16 protein-coding genes are annotated in these 16,264 nt (G+C 58.0%); 4 read left to right on the top strand and 12 right to left on the bottom strand.

Translation table 11 applies throughout. The annotated features are described in order from the left end of the window. Positions 1-16 precede the first annotated feature (16 nt). From ACWGXE_RS05370 to ACWGXE_RS05390, 5 genes are all read right to left on the bottom strand, one after another. A complete protein-coding gene (locus tag ACWGXE_RS05370) occupies positions 17-1,030 on the bottom strand; it encodes a DnaJ C-terminal domain-containing protein (protein WP_447601922.1) in 1,014 nt (337 codons plus the stop codon). Positions 1,031-1,232: 202 nt separating this feature from the next. Beyond that, the gene (locus ACWGXE_RS05375) at positions 1,233-2,315 is read right to left on the bottom strand and encodes an ABC transporter ATP-binding protein (RefSeq protein ID WP_447601923.1); all 1,083 of its coding nucleotides are present in this window, start codon (positions 2,313-2,315) and stop codon (positions 1,233-1,235) included. A gap of 3 nt (positions 2,316-2,318) precedes the next feature. Beyond that, positions 2,319-3,134 (bottom strand): carbohydrate ABC transporter permease, encoded by an 816-nt coding sequence (locus ACWGXE_RS05380; protein WP_447601925.1) that lies wholly within the window; start codon positions 3,132-3,134, stop codon positions 2,319-2,321. Continuing rightward, positions 3,134-4,042, bottom strand: a complete 909-nt coding sequence (locus ACWGXE_RS05385) for a carbohydrate ABC transporter permease (protein ID WP_447601926.1) — start codon at positions 4,040-4,042, stop codon at positions 3,134-3,136. Before ACWGXE_RS05385 ends, ACWGXE_RS05380 begins: the two co-directional genes overlap by 1 nt. Positions 4,043-4,070: 28 nt before the next feature. After that, positions 4,071-5,531 (bottom strand): ABC transporter substrate-binding protein, encoded by a 1,461-nt coding sequence (locus ACWGXE_RS05390; RefSeq protein ID WP_447601928.1) that lies wholly within the window; start codon positions 5,529-5,531, stop codon positions 4,071-4,073. A 383-nt stretch (positions 5,532-5,914) separates the two neighbouring features. Here ACWGXE_RS05390 and ACWGXE_RS05395 point away from each other — a divergent pair, with 383 nt between their 5' ends. Then, a complete protein-coding gene (locus tag ACWGXE_RS05395) occupies positions 5,915-6,616 on the top strand; it encodes a 2OG-Fe(II) oxygenase (protein WP_447601930.1) in 702 nt (233 codons plus the stop codon). A 7-nt stretch (positions 6,617-6,623) separates the two neighbouring features. Here ACWGXE_RS05395 and ACWGXE_RS05400 read toward each other — a convergent pair whose 3' ends face one another. From ACWGXE_RS05400 to ACWGXE_RS05420, 5 genes are all read right to left on the bottom strand, one after another. Beyond that, complete coding sequence (locus tag ACWGXE_RS05400) at positions 6,624-7,595, bottom strand: ATP-binding protein (protein WP_447601932.1); 972 nt, start codon at positions 7,593-7,595, stop codon at positions 6,624-6,626. Between the two features lie 91 nt (positions 7,596-7,686). After that, positions 7,687-7,896 carry a MoaD/ThiS family protein gene (locus ACWGXE_RS05405; RefSeq protein ID WP_447601934.1) on the bottom strand — a complete coding sequence of 70 codons (210 nt, stop codon included), beginning with the start codon at positions 7,894-7,896 and terminating at the stop codon, positions 7,687-7,689. A 312-nt stretch (positions 7,897-8,208) separates the two neighbouring features. Beyond that, positions 8,209-8,361 (bottom strand): hypothetical protein, encoded by a 153-nt coding sequence (locus ACWGXE_RS05410; RefSeq protein ID WP_447601936.1) that lies wholly within the window; start codon positions 8,359-8,361, stop codon positions 8,209-8,211. Positions 8,362-8,583: 222 nt separating this feature from the next. Then, positions 8,584-9,585 carry a galactose-1-phosphate uridylyltransferase gene (gene galT, locus ACWGXE_RS05415; protein ID WP_447601938.1) on the bottom strand — a complete coding sequence of 334 codons (1,002 nt, stop codon included), beginning with the start codon at positions 9,583-9,585 and terminating at the stop codon, positions 8,584-8,586. Positions 9,586-9,729: 144 nt separating this feature from the next. Beyond that, positions 9,730-11,934, bottom strand: a complete 2,205-nt coding sequence (locus ACWGXE_RS05420; protein WP_447601940.1) for a glycoside hydrolase family 57 protein — start codon at positions 11,932-11,934, stop codon at positions 9,730-9,732. A 366-nt stretch (positions 11,935-12,300) separates the two neighbouring features. Here ACWGXE_RS05420 and ACWGXE_RS05425 point away from each other — a divergent pair, with 366 nt between their 5' ends. The 3 genes from ACWGXE_RS05425 (at position 12,301) to ACWGXE_RS05435 (ending at position 14,479) form a co-directional block, all read left to right on the top strand. Then, complete coding sequence (locus ACWGXE_RS05425) at positions 12,301-12,798, top strand: VanZ family protein (protein ID WP_447601942.1); 498 nt, start codon at positions 12,301-12,303, stop codon at positions 12,796-12,798. Positions 12,799-13,091: 293 nt separating this feature from the next. Continuing rightward, positions 13,092-13,469, top strand: a complete 378-nt coding sequence (locus ACWGXE_RS05430; RefSeq protein ID WP_447601943.1) for a hypothetical protein — start codon at positions 13,092-13,094, stop codon at positions 13,467-13,469. A gap of 113 nt (positions 13,470-13,582) precedes the next feature. Continuing rightward, positions 13,583-14,479 (top strand): RHS repeat-associated core domain-containing protein, encoded by an 897-nt coding sequence (locus ACWGXE_RS05435; RefSeq protein ID WP_447601944.1) that lies wholly within the window; start codon positions 13,583-13,585, stop codon positions 14,477-14,479. A gap of 140 nt (positions 14,480-14,619) precedes the next feature. On the opposite strand, the gene ACWGXE_RS05440 is transcribed toward ACWGXE_RS05435, so the two are convergent. Then, entirely contained in the window at positions 14,620-15,006 is a 387-nt protein-coding gene (locus ACWGXE_RS05440; protein WP_447601945.1) for a hypothetical protein, read from the bottom strand. Positions 15,007-15,292: 286 nt separating this feature from the next. Then, positions 15,293-16,264, bottom strand: a complete 972-nt coding sequence (locus ACWGXE_RS05445; RefSeq protein ID WP_447601947.1) for an aldo/keto reductase — start codon at positions 16,262-16,264, stop codon at positions 15,293-15,295.

Genomic DNA, 16,264 nt, shown 5'->3' on the forward strand with positions numbered 1-16,264 from the left:
GGTCACCGGGTGGACGTCATGCGCGACGCGCGGCTGCCAGAATGTCGGCCCGGGGATCGGCATGGCGGGCGCGTCCCAACTGTTCGTACAGCGCCCGATCTTCCTGGGAAATCGCCGAGGGCATCACAATTTTCAGCCGAAGAAAGAGGTCGCCATGTCCACCGGATGCGGTCGGCAGACCTTTGCCTTTGAGCCGGAGCCGGCTGTCCGCTTTGCTCCCGGGAGGAATTTTCACCCGAACCGGCTCTGTCAAGGTCGGCGCCATGACATCCGCACCCAAGGCTGCTTCCCATGGCCAAATGGGGAGTGTCACGCTCAAATCCTGCCCATGCAGGCGAAATATGCCGCCGGCAACGATATGGACCTTGAGATACAAATCGCCCGGTTTCCCGCCGTTGAAGCCGGCGTGTCCTTTCCCCGCCACTCGCACCCGCGTGCCGTCTTGCACGCCCGCGGGGATGCGGACTTCGATCGAACGTTTTTCAACTTGGACGCCTGAGCCGCCACACACGATACAAGGGCGCCCGCGCACCATGCCGCCGCCGCCACAGGCCTTGCAGGCCACTTGCTCGGACAGGTCAATCCGTCTGGTGATCCCGGTGAGGACCTCGTGAAGAGTCAACTCGACATCGGTTTCGAGGTCTTCGCCCTGGATCGCAAATCCCTGCGCGCCGGTTCCACGGCTGCGGCCGCGTCCGCCAAAAAACGTTTCAAAAATATCGCTGAAGTCGGCTCCGGTTTCCGGGCCGGCGCCTTGCCCGGCCTGCTGTCTCGCCTTTTCGTAGGCTTCGGCCTGCTCCCAGTTATGGCCGTATTGATCGTACTTTTTCCGCTTCTCCGGGTCTGAGAGGACCTCATGGGCTTGATTTAATTCCTTAAACTTCTTTTCCATCTCCGATTTGCGGGAGCCGGTATGCAGATCGGGATGGTATTGGCGTGCGAGACGTCGATAGGCCTTTTTGATGTCGTCCACTGTGGCTGAACGAGAAAGGCCTAAGATGTCGTAGAGGTCCCGTTGCTGGGTCGCCATAGCTGAAAGGATATCGTGCCCGGACCGTCGCTGTCGTTCAAAAACTAAAAATTCATCTGGTTGCAGCTTACGGGGTCGTGGGGAGCTTTTCAAGAGGTGGAGCGGGACGCCGGGGTCCCGTGCTTCCCTCCGTCACGCCGGTCTGCTCCAGAGCATCCAGGATCCGGCGTTTTTGTTGTATGTCGAAGGGACGCCCGCGTGCTTAATTCACACGCCTATTCTCATGAAAGAGATGCCACTTCTCCGGAAGAATATAGAGAGACAGCCGGCGGCCCGAGGGAATAGGAGGCTGCTGGGACACGCGCACGATCATCGGCTCACCCATGACCGAACAATGCAGAATCTGATCCGCACCCAAATCCTCGCTTACGTCAATAGTGGCCTCGAGGTGAACCGACGCCTCGGCGGTCGGCTCGATTCGAATGTCTTCCGGTCTCACTCCTAGAATCACGTCGGCGCCCGTGTGCTGCGGCACGTCGGTCTGGTGCGACGGGACTACAACTTCCAGGCTGCCGCGGCGAAAGATCCATGCGTCGGCCTGCCGATCAAGCCTGCCGGACCACACATTCATGGGCGGCGTGCCGATAAATCCCGCGACAAAAGGGTCTGCGGGCCGGAGGTATGTCTCATGCGGCGGATCTGCCTGCCGGATCCGGCCTTGTTCCATCACGACGATGACATCGCCGAGCGTCATGGCCTCCACTTGGTCGTGCGTCACATACACCATCGTCACGCCCAGCCGCTGTTGCAATTTCTTGAGCTCGATCCTGGTGTTGGTGCGAAGCTGCGCGTCGAGGTTCGAGAGGGGTTCATCAAAGAGAAAAAGCTTCGGTTTTCTCACCATGGCCCGGCCCATGGCGACCCGTTGCCGCTGGCCCCCCGACAAATCTTTCGGCTTGCGATCCAGCAGCGGCCGGATATCCAGCAATTGCGCCGTTTCCGCGATCCGTTCGTCGATCACGCTGCGCGGGGTGTTGCGCATCGCCAATCCAAACGCCAGATTCTCGCGGACCGACAGGTGCGGGTAGAGGGCATAGTGCTGAAAGACCATGGCGATGTCGCGGTCCGCGGGCGAGAGCGCGTCCACCGAGCGTCCGCCGATGAAGACTTCCCCGGCGGTTTGCGGCTCCAAGCCAGCGATGACTCGAAGGAGCGTCGATTTCCCGCAGCCGGATGGGCCCAGCAGAATGGTGAACGCGCCGTCGGCCACTTTGAGCGAGATGTCGTGGAGCACCGTGTGGCCGTCGAATCGTTTTGAGATCGCGCGCAGTTCAAGATCGGCCATTCATCATCCCTTCACGGCGCCGGCGGACAAGCCGCTGATGATCCAGCGTTGGAAGAGCAGGACCATCAGCACGAGCGGCAGGGTGGCCAATACCGACGCGGCAGCCAATTCTCCCCACGGAATTGTAAATTCTCCCTGAAACAGCGCAATCCCGAGCGGCAAGGTTTGCTTGCCGGGCTGAGTCAGAATCAAGAGGGCGAAGAAAAATTCATTCCAGGCATAGATGAACGTCAAGATGGCGGCCGTGAAGATGCCGGGCGCGGCGAGCGGCAGCATGATCTTGGTCAGTGTCTGCCAGGTCGTACAGCCGTCCACGCGCGCGGCTTCCTCCAGTTCTGCCGGGAGCTCTCGAAAAAACGACGCGAGAATCCAGACGACGATCGGCAAGCTGAACGTGACGTAGGGCAGTACCAGTCCCCAGTGGGTATTGAGCCCTCGCACATCGGCGAGCAAGCGCCACACCGGCCCCGCGATCGCCATCTGTGGAAACATCGAGACGGTCAAGAGTCCGCCCAGGATCCAGGATTTGCCTGGCAATTTTACCCGCGCCAGCACATACGCGGCGGGAATTCCAATCGTCAAGGCAAGAATCGTGGTGCTTCCCGCGACGATCAGGCTGTTGCCGACATAGGCCAGTAAATGATGATCGAACAGGGCGACCCGGTAGAAGTGCCACCCGCCGGACGGCCACCAGAGCGGAGGCACCGCTTCCACTTCCGCTTGCGTCTTGAATGAAGTCAGCGCAAACCAGAGAAACGGCGCGAGGCTCCCGGCCACCGTCAAGACAATGCCGCAGGCAAGCAAGAGCCGTTGCGCCATCAGGCGGTCCTCTCCAGAAGGCGTGATCCGATCGCCCGGATATACAGCAGTGAGAGACAGAAGATGGCCAGAAACACGGAGACGGAGACCGCGCTGCCATAGCCCATGCGGCCCTCCGTGAACATGGCCTTGTACCCATAAAGCTGCAAGACCTGTGTTGCGTCGCCCGGTCCGCCCTGCGTCATGACGAAGGCGAGGTCGAACACCCGGAAGGCGTCCATGGTGCGGAACAGCAAGGCCAAGAGCAGCGCAGGACGCAGCAGGGGAAGGGTGATATGCCAAAACCTTTGCCAGAGCCCGGCGCCGTCGATCCGGGCCGCCTCGTACAGCTCATCGGGAATCAATTGGAGTCCGGCCAAAATCAGCAGCGCGGCAAACGAAGCGGTTTTCCACACGTCCGCCAGCACCATGATCAGAAACGCAACGCCGGGGGAGGCGAACCAGGGTATGTACTCGGCGACCCGGTCGCCGAATAAGAGCAAATTGGCCAATCCGTATTGATCGTTGAAAATATTGCGCCACATCTGCGATGCCACCGCGGTCGGGATTACCCACGGTATCAACGCGGCGGCCCGGACCCATCCGCGGCCGGGAAATTGGGCGTGGATGACCAGGGCGATACAGAGCCCGAGAATGAGTTCCAGTATGGTGGAGAGTGCGACGAATCCCGCGGTCACGAGAAAGGCTTGGCGGGCCGTGGGATCGCGGAGGAGCTCGCCGTAGTTCTCCAATCCCACAAACGGTTCTCCCGAGGCCGGCATGCTCAGAATAATGCGATAGAGACTTAGGACGAATGAGGCGATGACCGGATAGACGGCAAGGGTGAGCGTAAAGGCGAGGGCGGGCGCCAGCATCCACCAGGCGGCGGCTCGGTCAGCGGACATTGCTTTCACGGCTGACTTAATCATCGAACCATCGAATCATAGAGCTCTTGTCTCAGCGGGCGCTCCGGCCCACCTCCAACAGGCGATTGATTTGGGCATCGGCCCGTTTTGCTTCAGCGGGCAGGTCCACGTCGCGATAGGCCAAAGCACGGCTGAAATAGCGTTGGAGAATGTTCGAGACGGCCGGATAGAGCGGTGTGCGCGGCCGCGCCGTCGCGCGATCAAACATGGCGAGCTGCGCGCGAAAATGAGGATTCGCCTCCAAAACCTGCTCGTCCTGCAGCACGGCCGCGCGCGACGGCGCGATCCCGGCGGCGAGCGCAAAATGCCGTTGGAGCGGCGCGCTGGATATGAAGCGGATGAAGTCCCACGCTTCACGCGGGTGCCGGGAAAATGGGCTGATCGCATACAGCCATCCGCCGAGGGCTGTCGTCGGCGGGTGATCGGCGGCCATGCGCGGCAACGGTACGACTCCCACCTTGCCAGCGATCTTCGAGCGGCGGGGATCATTGGCGACTTCCCATGTGTACGGCCAGTTCCGATGAAAGACCGCATTGCCTTGAATGAAGGGCACGACGGATTCCGGTTCCTGATAGGTCAGGACGGCGCGCGAGGCGATGCGGCCCACAATCTGGTCCCGTACAAATTCCACCGCTGCGAGGGTAGCCGGCGTCGAAAGCATGGAATTCCGCAGATCGGGCGTCATGAGGCGCCCGCCGTAGCCGCCGACAAATTCGATCATGCTGCAGACCAAACCCTCGTACTGCTTGAATTGTCCGGAGTAGCCTCGAAGCGCGGGGTGCATCGCCCGTTCGCCGCCGGTAATGACTTCCGCTTGGGTGATGAGTTCAGGCCAAGTGCGAGGCGGGGTGAATCCATATTTGGCCAAGAGATCGGCGCGATAAAACAACATGCCGCTATCGATTCGGCTCGGAACTCCGTAGACATGTCCACCGTAGCGCCCGGTCTCCATGGCAGCGGGGAGAAAGTGTTCTTGCTCTTCGGACGAGAACAAATCATCGAGCGGCTGGGCCCATCCGGCCGATGCGAATTCCGGCACCCAGATAATATCCATGAAAAACAGATCCACCGTCGCATCCCGGTTTTTCAGTTTCTGTGTCAGGAGATCATGATAGGCGGTGGAGGAATGGGGCGCGAGTTCACGGACAATCGAAATATGCGGATGGCTGTCCGCGAATCGTGCAAGGGCCTCATCCCAGGCACGGGGATGATCGGCTTTCCATGAGACGAAGCGGAGCGTGACGGGTTTGAGTGGTTCCCCGGTTTGATCGGCCCGGTCGCCGGCGATCGCGCCGGTATCGAGCGCCAACGCGCCGATCAGCACCGCCGCCATGGGAACAAGGCCGGCCACACGAGTGAAATATCGATACCGCCACGTCATGGCACATGAGGGTATACCAGCCGCCGTCCGTATGCAAAATCTGGCAGCCGCTCCGGCTGCGGCTCGTTGCGCCGGCCGCTTTTTTTCACGAATTGATCTGCCGATTTTCATTGGTCATTCATCCGCCCTTCATCTCTCCGCGATATCCTATGGTCGTCTTTGCTTCGGAAGGCTATTGTCGCGTGCGTCGTCCGTCCATACGTCGCGACACGCGATTGATTGAACGATCAGATCGTCGCGCGCGATTCCGGTTTGAGGTGCGGCTCACACAAACTCGGTCTGTTCGTGGCAAAATCACCGTGTATTCCGTTGTAAAGCACGGTGTGAGCCGTGCAATGCCGCACCATCTACCCTGTGCGGTTCGATAGAACGGCCATGCGTGACAGCCGCAACCCATTATGTGCCGCGGCTTCACCGGTGGAGCAGTACTTGCACGTATAGTGAGTCTCTAGCGGCCGACGGGCCGGTATTCGGGCGTCTTATATGGAGCAGCGATGCAAGTCTCTCGGTCATCGTTCAATCCTGACACATTCTCATTTCATGAAGACCCGGTGCTGGTCATCGAAAACTTTTGGACCTCGCCGGAGCGGAAGCAATTTCGCGATGCTATGGAGCGATCGTCGTGGCAATCTTTGCAAGACATGCCCGGCGTCCAGGCCGCGTTCCCCAATTGCGGAAATTGGCGGAAGGGACGCATCGCGTTTCCCGACGCCAACCGACTGCTCGAACGGCTGGCGTATCCCTGCATTGAAAGTTACATGGAGTCCTTCCCCGGGATTACGGGCCGGAGCCTCAGCTTCAGTTATTATTCCTACGGCTCCGGCGATTGTCTGTTGACACATGACGACACGGCCCAAGAGGCCTCTCCAACGCTCTTGGGCCCGCTCCGCCGGCTGGCCTTGGTTACGTATGTGCATGAAGAGTGGGAGGCGGATTGGGGTGGAGAACTGATCGTCTATTCGGCGAAGCCACGGGCGGAGTCAAAGCGGCCCAAGCTGACCATAACCCATTGCATCGCGCCTGAACCCGGATCGCTGGTGCTCTTCACTGTTCCCCGATTTCATCGGGTTTGCCGCGTGGACCCGGTGATCGGCGCCAATAAGCGACTCTCGATCGCCGGCTGGTTCTTGACGGACCATGCACGATCACATCAGGGCATGTCGCACATGCGAGTCGCGGCCATGCGAGCATCGTGATGTGGGATCAGGCCGATGTCGGATGCCTCCGATTCGAGGATTTGGCTTTCGCCATCATCTTACAGTACGAGCAGATGTCGCTGCTGGTGGGTTGCCCGCATGATTGACAGGGATGTAACGTACCCCTGTCCTTGGCTTCCATAGAAACGGCCGTGGGCTGCCCGTCGGGTCCTTCACGGGCCTCCTTCTCCAGGAAGCCCCAATAGAACCGCTGCTTGGTACCCGGTGATTCGGTCTCCAGCCGGTTCAAGACCTCCTTGTACAGCAGCATCTTGGAGCCCTTCGCCATCGGACATTCCTCGACGATGTAGTCGATCTTGTTGAGCACGGCGTAGGCGGCGATTTCCCGCTCCGACAATCGATACAGGGGCTTGACCTTCTTCGCAAACCCTTCTACCGAGGCAGGCAGCGTCGGGCCTTGCTTGTCGAGATACTCCTGTTGCCAATGGAGCACATTGCCCAGCAGGCGGGCGGCTTCATCATCAAGATTATGCCCGGTGGCCATCACGTCGTAATTCTGTTCCACGGCCGCGCGGTTGAACTGATAGCGCTTGATGGTGCCGCACGTGGAGCAGGTGGGGCGATGCAGAACGTTGGCGAGTTCCCTGATACCGGCTCCCTCTTCTTGTTCGACGGCATGGACGAGGAGCTTTGCGCCCTGTGCCGCGGCCACGGTGTCGGCATATCGCTGGACCTTTTGATGAGACAGTTCCGAATAGCTGCCGATGCCGAGGTTGACGTAGAGGGCGTCCGCCCGGTACCCGAGTTGGAGCAGAATATGCCAGAGAGCCAGACTGTCTTTCCCGCCCGATACCGCTACTAGAATACGATCGTCCTTCGAAAACATCCGCTGAGATTTGATCGCGCGAGCGACCTGTTCATGCACGAAGCCGGTAAAGCAGCCTTTGCAAAAGGCGGCATTGTGCCGGGGCAGGCCGATGACCGCTTTTACGCCGGAAGGACACCTGGTGCAGTTCATAGGTCTTAAAATGAGAAATGAGAAATGTGGAATAGGGAATGGAAGTCGACGCCATTTGTTCCTTTGTCTCCCATTGCTAATTCCTTACTCCTCATTCCTCATTTTGACTTCCACCGGAGATTACCGGCCGGATTTCTAAGTGATCACTGTCCAGCGCCAATTCGTCCTCGGTCATCAAGTCGTCCCCGCGGATGACGAGATGAGCTTCGACGATGAGATTCAAGTCCCGTAACACTTCCTTGACGCGTTTGGGACCTTTAATTTCGACTTGGCGCTGTGGGTGACTAAGGTGCACGATCATAGAGGCGATCATAAGACCGGCGGAATGTGTAATGCAAATGGGACGTTCCGTACTCGGTTCTTGCCGATGATCGGTTGCTGGCGAAGCGGCTGATGTGCCAAATCTGATGAACCGAATCGGATGGGTGGGGTTCCAGCCGCTCCTTCGCCTCGCAACAAAGGATGACTCGGACAGACTCCTAGCGCCATTGTCACAGGGGTGGTTCCGGGTCCGAATCAACCATCAGAAGCCTGTTTCAAAAGGGAGAAAGCGCGCTGGAATCGGATGCCATCCGACCGCCGCGGTGTCAGAGTGATCCAGAATGGAGGACTACTACTTGATGATGCCGACGAGTTCGAGAATCAGCACGGTGAGGACGCCGAGCAAAAGAAAGGCGGCGGCCCAGGCGATCCGTCTGTATTTCTGATTTTTTAATTCGAGGTCGCTGAAGGTCTGTGTGGTAAACGAGAGATGTTGGGCTCTCATTCGCTCTTCTTCTTGATCGCGCGGCGTCTTCGTCCCTTGCATAGGAATAGGGCCACCCGGACCTATGGACATAGGTTGTACTGCCGAAGGCCGGTGAGTTGCAAGGGGGACGATTCCGATAAGTCGGCAGTTGGTCTGGTATTCCGGTCATTTAACCTAAATCCTTTAAAAGTCCAAATTTATAGCCCCTTAGCCTCCGGCGCTCTCGAATAAATGCTTGGTTTAAAGCTCCGCCTCTCGCAACGCCTTGGCCGATTCTTCGGGGGACACAGGGTTGATGTAGAGCCCGGTGCCCCATTCAAACCCGGCCACTTGGGTCAGTTTGGGAATGATCTCCAGGTGCCAATGGTAATAGTCCCCGGTCTTCTCGTGAAGCGGCGAGCTGTGTAAGACAAAATTATAGGAGGGGCGCGCGAGGGTCTTTTCCAAGCGGCGAAGCGCCTCGGACAAGATCAGTGCCAGAAACTCGAATTGAGTGCGCTGGCATTCTTCAAAGTAGCCGGCATGTCGCTTGGGTAAGATCCACATCTCAAAGGGAAAACGGGGCGCGTAGGGGGTAATGCAGAGGAACTCCGGATTTTCGGCCACGATGCGAACGCCGTCGACCGCTTCCTGCCGCATGATATCGCAGTAGATACAGCGCTCTTTTTGCTCGTAATGCGTGCGGCAACCGTCCACCTCCTCGGAGACACTGGTGGGCACGATCGGCAGTGCGATAAGCTGCGAATGGCTGTGTTCCAGGGTTGCGCCGGCGGCGGCACCGTGGTTCTTGAAGATCAAGATATAGCGCAACCGCAGATCTTGTTTCAGATCGAGAATCCGATCGCGAAACGCCCAGAGCAGGTCTTCGATCCGTTTGCTCGGCATTTCGGCCAGCCGTTCCTTATGATTCGGTGTTTCGATGATGACTTCGTGAGCGCCGACCCCGTTCATCCGGTCATAAATCCCGATCCCTTCGCGCCCCATGTCGCCCTCGACATGCAGGGCGGGGAATTTATTCGGCACGACGCGAATCGACCAGTCGGGACTGTTGGTGTCGGTGGTCTGCGGGCGATAGGCCAGAATTTCCTTCGGCGTGAGTCGCTCCTGGCCGGGACAGAAAGGGCACAATGCGACGATCGGCGAATGAGATGACGAGGGCTGAAGATCGCGAGGCCGGCCGCCCCGTTCCGTTGAAATAATCACCCATCGCCCGACAATCGGGTCCCTGCGCAATTCAGGCATTCGTCCTCCTCAGAAAAGTATGATTTTGTGATGTGGTGATTTCAAAAATAACGGGACGAACAATCAATGACTCACTCGACGAATCAAACTCCCTTCTACATTTCACGAAATCACCAAATCACCAAATTGCCAAATCTCACTTTTCTACACTCTCCACATGGTGGCTTCGAAATCATCACCGGGTCGCGCGATAACGACAGGATTGTGATAGGGATACCGGGCTACTTCGAGATTGTGTTCCAGCACGACCACGGTGACGCGCATGGCTTGCCCGACTTCCACCGGCACGTCTTTGTAAGGAACCGCTATCTCGATAATCGCGCGGCGGCGCATGGTGCCGGAGAAATGCGCATTCTCCGGCTCTTCCGAAAGCGTAGGGCGCGAGACGTTGACGACCGGTGGTCGCGACGAGTCGAGCAAGAAACTGAGCTTGAAAGTCCGGTCCCCCGCGGCCAGATGAATATCGACGCTCAAGTGAGCTTGGCGGGGCGCCACCCGGTCATCCGGGTCTAAGCGGAGATAAAACGTATCCCGGCTGGACCCGAAGAGTATAGCCGCGAAAATACTTTCCGATTTCCACATGGCTCCCAGCGGCGGATTGGGATTGATCGAGCCGGCGCCGCGCCATTCGAAGAAATCGGTTTCTACTCCGTCGATCTGCGGAGAAAGCAGCGCCACGGGAAAGCGCACGACGTCCAATTGCGGCGGCGTGCGATATTCGATCAACGTCTGATTCAGTATTTCCGGCGGCACGAGACCGGCGCGGGTCCACACATTCCGCAGATGAGTCCGAAATAGGCGGTCGAACTCCTGTTTATAGTCGGTGTCAAAATCATCACCGTACCACCAAAACCAATCGCTGCCTTCCGCGGCATAGAGTTCTTCCCAGGCGCCGGCTGCTTGCTGCGGCGTAAGTGTTGAAGCGGCTTCGACCAATCGGCCGCGGGTGTGCTGCAGCAGATCCCATCCGCGATTGTCTTCCGAATGGCCGATCCAGATTTTAAAATCCTGATTGATCCACGACCCGGAATGGAGTTGGTTCAGACGATGGGTGGCCGGCATCGCATCCAACGCGGCCTGTATCGTCGACATGCCGACGCGAATTCCTTCTCCGGCGAGGAAGCCCTTGCCGCTGAGCGCCCGATAGAGCAGGGATAGGAAACGCTCGCCGCCGTCATGGTAGTGTTCCCATGGATTCTCGCCGTCCAGAATTATCGGCAGGATCGCCTGGTCTCCTCCGATCTCCATGGCGATGCTTCGAACTCGGCGCAAGACGTCGTCGGCGGCCGAGTCGGGCGTGGTCTTGTGGTAAACGAAGCCGAAATTGTCGGATAACTCCCGGTCACGAAAGACCATGGTGATCGCCTGATCGCCGTACTCCACCACATAAGGCCGATAGAGATCCTGACTCCGGTTCCAGTGGCGGCCGGAGAGATGAAACGAGCGCGCAAGAATCCCTTCGTCGGTGGCGCACCAGCGCACGCCCGCCTTTCGAAGGAGCGGAATCATTTCCGCGCAGACCGACCCTTCCGCCGGCCACAGCCCGTCCGGAGGCCTGCCGAATGTCTTGGTGTGATAGGCGACGGCCCGCGTGATCTGGGCTTCCGCATCGGCCGGCGCCCGAAATCGTGCCGGCAGCGGCAAATCAGGCCGCGCCCGGCGGGTGAACTCCGTATCGATCAGGAGCGGCAGGATGGGATGAAAAAACGGCGTGGTCGTTAATTCGATCTGATCGCGTTCCGCCAACCGGCGGTACATCGGGATAATCTCTTGAACAGTGGCGCGCTGCAAATCCAGCACTTCCCGCTTTTCGTCCTCGGTGAAGTGGCGGTTCTTCTGCCGCAAGGCCGCGAGGCGGGGATAGCGAGAGAGGGCGCCGAAGCCGAACCAGGCCAAATTATGCCAGACCTGGAGATCGAGAAGCTCTTGCGAAGAAAACTGGCGGGCCAGTTTATCGAGATCATGGCCATGGATATCGGCGCCGCGTTTTACCAACAATTCATGATAGCGGGAAAAGGGCCGCACCATCGTAGCCCAGTTGGCCGAAAAGAAATGGCGGATGAGAAACGCCTTTTCCGGCGGGGTGAGATCGGTGGCCGGCCGCGCCGCATGCTCCCAGAAGAGATCCACCACGCTCCCGGAGCCGAGCTCTTCCAGTTGCAACAAGAGCGAGGGCGTAAAGTTGAATGTGGCGCGGGCCTCGGGAAATTTCTCCATGAGAAACGCCATGTCGAAGTAGGCTTTGGTCGCGTGCAGCCGCACCCAGGGCATGCTCGCGCTTCCCAAGACCGGGTCCGTGTAGTACGGTTGGTGCATATGCCAAAGAAAACAGAGCCGGATATCTTTCATGGAGAAGTTTCTTGCAGACCGGTCGGCAGTATGTCATAGGGGTAGGAGCGTTTCAAGAAACAGTGCCGCGACGACGGGCATTGTGCCACGCAGCGAGGCCGGCGTGAGCGGCCAAAAGCCTAGTAGGTTTTGAAGACGATTTTGAAGTCTGTTGAAAAAAAACATCATGCAGGATGTTCAATACGGCATTTTTCCTCACCCGCCCATCCCCGGTGCGCCGAGGTGCACCGTTCCGGGGTTCGGCCGCACCGAGGTGCACGGCGCAAGAATAAATGAGGTGCGCGGGACGATAAGTAAGTCGTCCCATGTCTGCGCATGGGCGCGAGTCGGTGAGCGCCCAGTGTCGTCCGAGAACAAGGGATTGCGATGAACGACCAAATCACGACCGCCGATCGCCGTCGATCTCACGATGGTGAAATCGGGACCGCACAGCCCGTTCTCGTTCCCTGTATGGAATCCATTGAAAGAAGGGTGGACCCCGGCCCCGCTTGGTTGAGCGCGCTTGGATATTGGGGACCGGTGGGACTCTATGCCGGCTTTATCTTCTATCTCTCCTCCCAATCATCCTTCCCCGATACGCTGCCGACGTTTGTCGAGAAGCTGGGCGATAAAGCCCATCACATGATGGCCTACGGGCTCTTTGGGGTGTTGTGGTATCGCGCGTTCCGATGGTCTGCCGGGCCATGGGCCGCGTCACGAGCTGTCGTGTTCGCCATTCTCGCGTCTGCGCTCTACGGCGTCACGGACGAGCTGCATCAGTGGTTCGTGCCGTTGCGTGAATCCGATCTCTGGGACGTGGTGGCCGACACGGTAGGCGCGGCCATAGCCGTTATGGGCTGGAACTGGTGGGTGGCACGCCGATAACGACTTTGTCGGCCTTCGCGCGACATTCTTCTCGATAGCGTTTTCTGCGCCGATGATGCTGTCACGCAACATTTGATATCCCGTTTCCTCTCAACGCCGCTTCGAGAGCAAATTTCTTCACGAAGACTGTGTCGCGCTCGACAGATTCCCCACATGTCTCCAGTCATCGAGCCTCATACGTAGGGCCGTAATAGAGCTTGCGGCGGCGTCAGGGGCGAGGTACAAGCAATGCTGTGATCGCTACGTAGCACACCATTGCATCGCAGAGACACGCTCCCTCAAGGAGGTGCTGATTGCGAACGAGGCTTCTCCCGCCGGTACCCGCGCTCTTCCTGTTCCGCGTTTTCGTCGTGTTCCATGTCCTCGGCATGCCGGCGGCCATCGGCTGCCTCGCTCCCGATCTCCTCCGTGCCGATGAACGGGACACCGGCACGTCCGGCCGAGCCGTCAGCGGCCGAGTGCTAAGAAGTCCAGGAAGACCTGAATACTCCTCAGAGGTGATGATCTACTTCTGGGACTCAATAGCCTTGGGTGAAGGACGACACGACCTGGCTGATGTAATCGAATTCCACGCCGTGGAGCAGGGAAAGCCTACTGCTTCAATGGAAGAGATTGAAGTATGGATTGGGTCTGCCCTGCAGGATGTTTGTGATCGAAGACGAGCCGGATAAAGTAACTAAAAGAAGATTTGGCATGTACATTTCCTTACCTCTTAGAAATATACATGTGGTGGCTGAATGAATAATCGTTAATGGCGAGAGATGAAAAAATCACTCTGATAAGAATGTTGCTGAAGCGAAGCTTGGAACAAGGTGACACGGTGACGTTTAAACATGACGAAATCGGGCGGCGGCTCAAGCTCTCGGCAATAGGTCAGACGCCGACCACGATTGAAGCACTTACCTATCAGAACGACGCAGCTGGAAATCGCATCAAGCTGACCCGCGCGAGCGCCGCGGCGTCACTCATCCCGCAAGCGGTGACAAACACCGCCTTCGATGCGGCAAATGAACAGACGCAATTCAACAGTGCCTCGACCAACCTGGTCTACGACAACAACGGCAATCTGACTTCCTTCACGGATGCGTCCGGCACGACAACCTATACCTGGAATGCCCGCAACCAGCTCACCGCGATTAGCGGGCCGAGTTTGTCCGCAAGTTTCGTGTATGACGGGCTGGGACGCAGAACCAGTAAGGCGATCAACAGTACGACCACCGGCTTTTGGTATGACGGAACTGATGTGCTGGCAGAACTAAGTGGAAGCACACCGACGGCCACCTATATCAGGAGCTTGAGTATCGACGAGCCGTTTATTCGGAAACAATCCGGCGGGGATGAGTTTTATCAGACGGATGCGTTAAGGACCACGTTGACGTTGAGTGATGGCAGTGGAGCGTCGAACACGACATACACCCAAGAACCGTTCGGGAAGACGACCAAGACGGGTACCTCGGCCAACAGCTTCCAATTTACCGGTAGAGAGAATGATGGAACAGGACTCTATTACTACAGGGCCCGGTATTATTCGACAAGTCTCAATAGGTTTGTAGGCGAAGATCTCTTTGCAGGGTATATCTTGGTCCCTGAAACGCTAAACCGATATTCGTATGTTCTTAACGATCCCTTATATTTCCGCGATCCATCCCGCTCACCAATTTCCAGCAAGCGGCGGACTTGACCGGATGGGTGTAACGGTTCATTGGTGCACAAAGTTGCGGTGTCGAGCAACAGGCGAGTTATGCTCACTATTCGTGGACCAACTTACCTCGCGCGGCTGTTCATAATGACACAATGTGTTGCCGTCCACTGCGGTGCAGGCTATTGGGAGAAATCCCCCGCCAGGGCAATGTAGGGAACGATGTCGCACCGGCAGCCTTCTCCTTTTGGATCGATCCACATGGAAAAGACACCGTTCTCGTTCTCGTCATACCAATAGAACAATGGATTCGGAGTCGCTTCGACGACCGTATCACCGTAGTCATTGTACTCGCTGCGAATGATCTGCCGCGCGGTGCGGTAGTCGATGATCCCGTCTCCATGCAGCGAGTATTCACGCGTGTAGAGACCGTTAACGATGTTGACATCCTCGTTCACGAGATATTCTTCGTTCGGTTCGGCGGGGAGTGTTTCGGCAGCGCTGTAAAGCGGGACACTCAGAGTGAGCGCTACAACGAGCCCGACGGATCGACAGATGAGGGTAAACATATTCGTACCTCGCAGTTAAGCCGGCCATGAAGGCCGGAACGATTTGAACTGACGAGGTGCGCGCGCCTCTGTTGTAAGAATGAACAAGCAAATCAGATGCCGGGGAAATTGATTGAATGTCCAATTGTGTTCGCATGAAAAACTCTCTAGTAAGCGAACTGGGACGGAAGTGTACGCGCCGACGCTGTCTCACGATGAGACATCTTTGCCTGTATCGGACGAAATGTTCAGAGAGATATGAGGAACGGCAAGGGTTTCCCTTAGGAGGGGTCTCAGGAACCCTAGCTCACCAGGCGTAGGCTTCAGGTGCGGGGCCGCCGGGGCCGGGAAACAAGTCGTCAAGTTTCTTCAAGGTTTCTTTTGACAGGATCAATCCCACGCTTCGCATCGACCCGTTCAGCTGGTCCAACGTACGGGGGCCGATGATCGGGGCCGTGACAACCGGCTGATGAAGGAGCCACGCAATGGCCACATCCGCCGGCCGTTCGCCGAGGTCACGGCACAAGGCCTCATAGCCTTCAAGGCGGGACCGATACGTCGCGATGTCTTTTTGGACGTCTTCGCTGGAGCGCCGGCCTGTCGTCGCAGACTTGAGTGCACCGGCCAAGAGTCCCCGGGCCAGAGGACTCCAGGGAATGAGTCCGACTCCGTAGGCTTCGCATGCCGGAATGACCTCGAGTTCCACTGTCCGCTCATTCAGATTGTAGAGACTTTGTTCGGACACGAGTCCCATGAAATGGCGCGCCTGTGCCAGTTCTTGTGCCTGCGCGATGTGCCAGCCGGCAAAATTGCTGCTCCCGATATAGAGCACCTTTCCTTCGCGATATAGTTGTTCCATCGCCAGCCAGATTTCTTCCCATGGTGAGTTTCTATCCACATGATGCATTTGGTAGAGGTCGATGTGGTCGGTCTGCAGACGTCGCAGGCTGGCCTCGCAGGCCCGTTTGATGTGGAGAGCCGAGAGGCGCGATTCATTCGGCCCATCGCCCATGCGGCCGAAGACCTTCGTCGCCAGGACCAGCTGCTCGCGCCGGTTGCCGCCTTGGGCAAGCCAGCGCCCAATGATCTGTTCCGTGACACCTTCGCCGACCTTCCAGCCATAGACGTTCGCCGTATCAAAAAAATTGATGCCGAGCTCCACCGCCCGGTCCATGATCGCATAGCTGTCCGGTTCCGTCGTCTGCGGCCCGAAATTCATCGTGCCGAGGCAGAGACGGCTGACTTTCAATGCGGAGCGGCCGAGATGGACGTACTGCAT

It is taken from the genome of Nitrospira sp. Nam80 (genome assembly GCF_965152575.1).

What these genes read in the sequence shown, in the direction of transcription:
- ACWGXE_RS05420 (WP_447601940.1), bottom strand. Translation starts at nt 11,934, where the DNA reads ATGAAAGATATCCGGCTCTGTTTTCTTTGGCATATGCACCAACCGTAC.
- ACWGXE_RS05435 (WP_447601944.1), top strand. Translation starts at nt 13,583, where the DNA reads ATGTTGCTGAAGCGAAGCTTGGAACAAGGTGACACGGTGACGTTTAAA.
- galT (WP_447601938.1), bottom strand. Translation starts at nt 9,585, where the DNA reads ATGCCTGAATTGCGCAGGGACCCGATTGTCGGGCGATGGGTGATTATT.
- ACWGXE_RS05370 (WP_447601922.1), bottom strand. Translation starts at nt 1,030, where the DNA reads ATGGCGACCCAGCAACGGGACCTCTACGACATCTTAGGCCTTTCTCGT.
- ACWGXE_RS05395 (WP_447601930.1), top strand. Translation starts at nt 5,915, where the DNA reads ATGCAAGTCTCTCGGTCATCGTTCAATCCTGACACATTCTCATTTCAT.
- ACWGXE_RS05385 (WP_447601926.1), bottom strand. Translation starts at nt 4,042, where the DNA reads ATGATTAAGTCAGCCGTGAAAGCAATGTCCGCTGACCGAGCCGCCGCC.
- ACWGXE_RS05410 (WP_447601936.1), bottom strand. Translation starts at nt 8,361, where the DNA reads ATGAGAGCCCAACATCTCTCGTTTACCACACAGACCTTCAGCGACCTC.
- ACWGXE_RS05380 (WP_447601925.1), bottom strand. Translation starts at nt 3,134, where the DNA reads ATGGCGCAACGGCTCTTGCTTGCCTGCGGCATTGTCTTGACGGTGGCC.
- ACWGXE_RS05405 (WP_447601934.1), bottom strand. Translation starts at nt 7,896, where the DNA reads ATGATCGTGCACCTTAGTCACCCACAGCGCCAAGTCGAAATTAAAGGT.
- ACWGXE_RS05445 (WP_447601947.1), bottom strand. Translation starts at nt 16,264, where the DNA reads ATGCAGTACGTCCATCTCGGCCGCTCCGCATTGAAAGTCAGCCGTCTC.
- ACWGXE_RS05390 (WP_447601928.1), bottom strand. Translation starts at nt 5,531, where the DNA reads ATGAAAATCGGCAGATCAATTCGTGAAAAAAAGCGGCCGGCGCAACGA.
- ACWGXE_RS05375 (WP_447601923.1), bottom strand. Translation starts at nt 2,315, where the DNA reads ATGGCCGATCTTGAACTGCGCGCGATCTCAAAACGATTCGACGGCCAC.
- ACWGXE_RS05425 (WP_447601942.1), top strand. Translation starts at nt 12,301, where the DNA reads ATGAACGACCAAATCACGACCGCCGATCGCCGTCGATCTCACGATGGT.
- ACWGXE_RS05440 (WP_447601945.1), bottom strand. Translation starts at nt 15,006, where the DNA reads ATGTTTACCCTCATCTGTCGATCCGTCGGGCTCGTTGTAGCGCTCACT.
- ACWGXE_RS05400 (WP_447601932.1), bottom strand. Translation starts at nt 7,595, where the DNA reads ATGAACTGCACCAGGTGTCCTTCCGGCGTAAAAGCGGTCATCGGCCTG.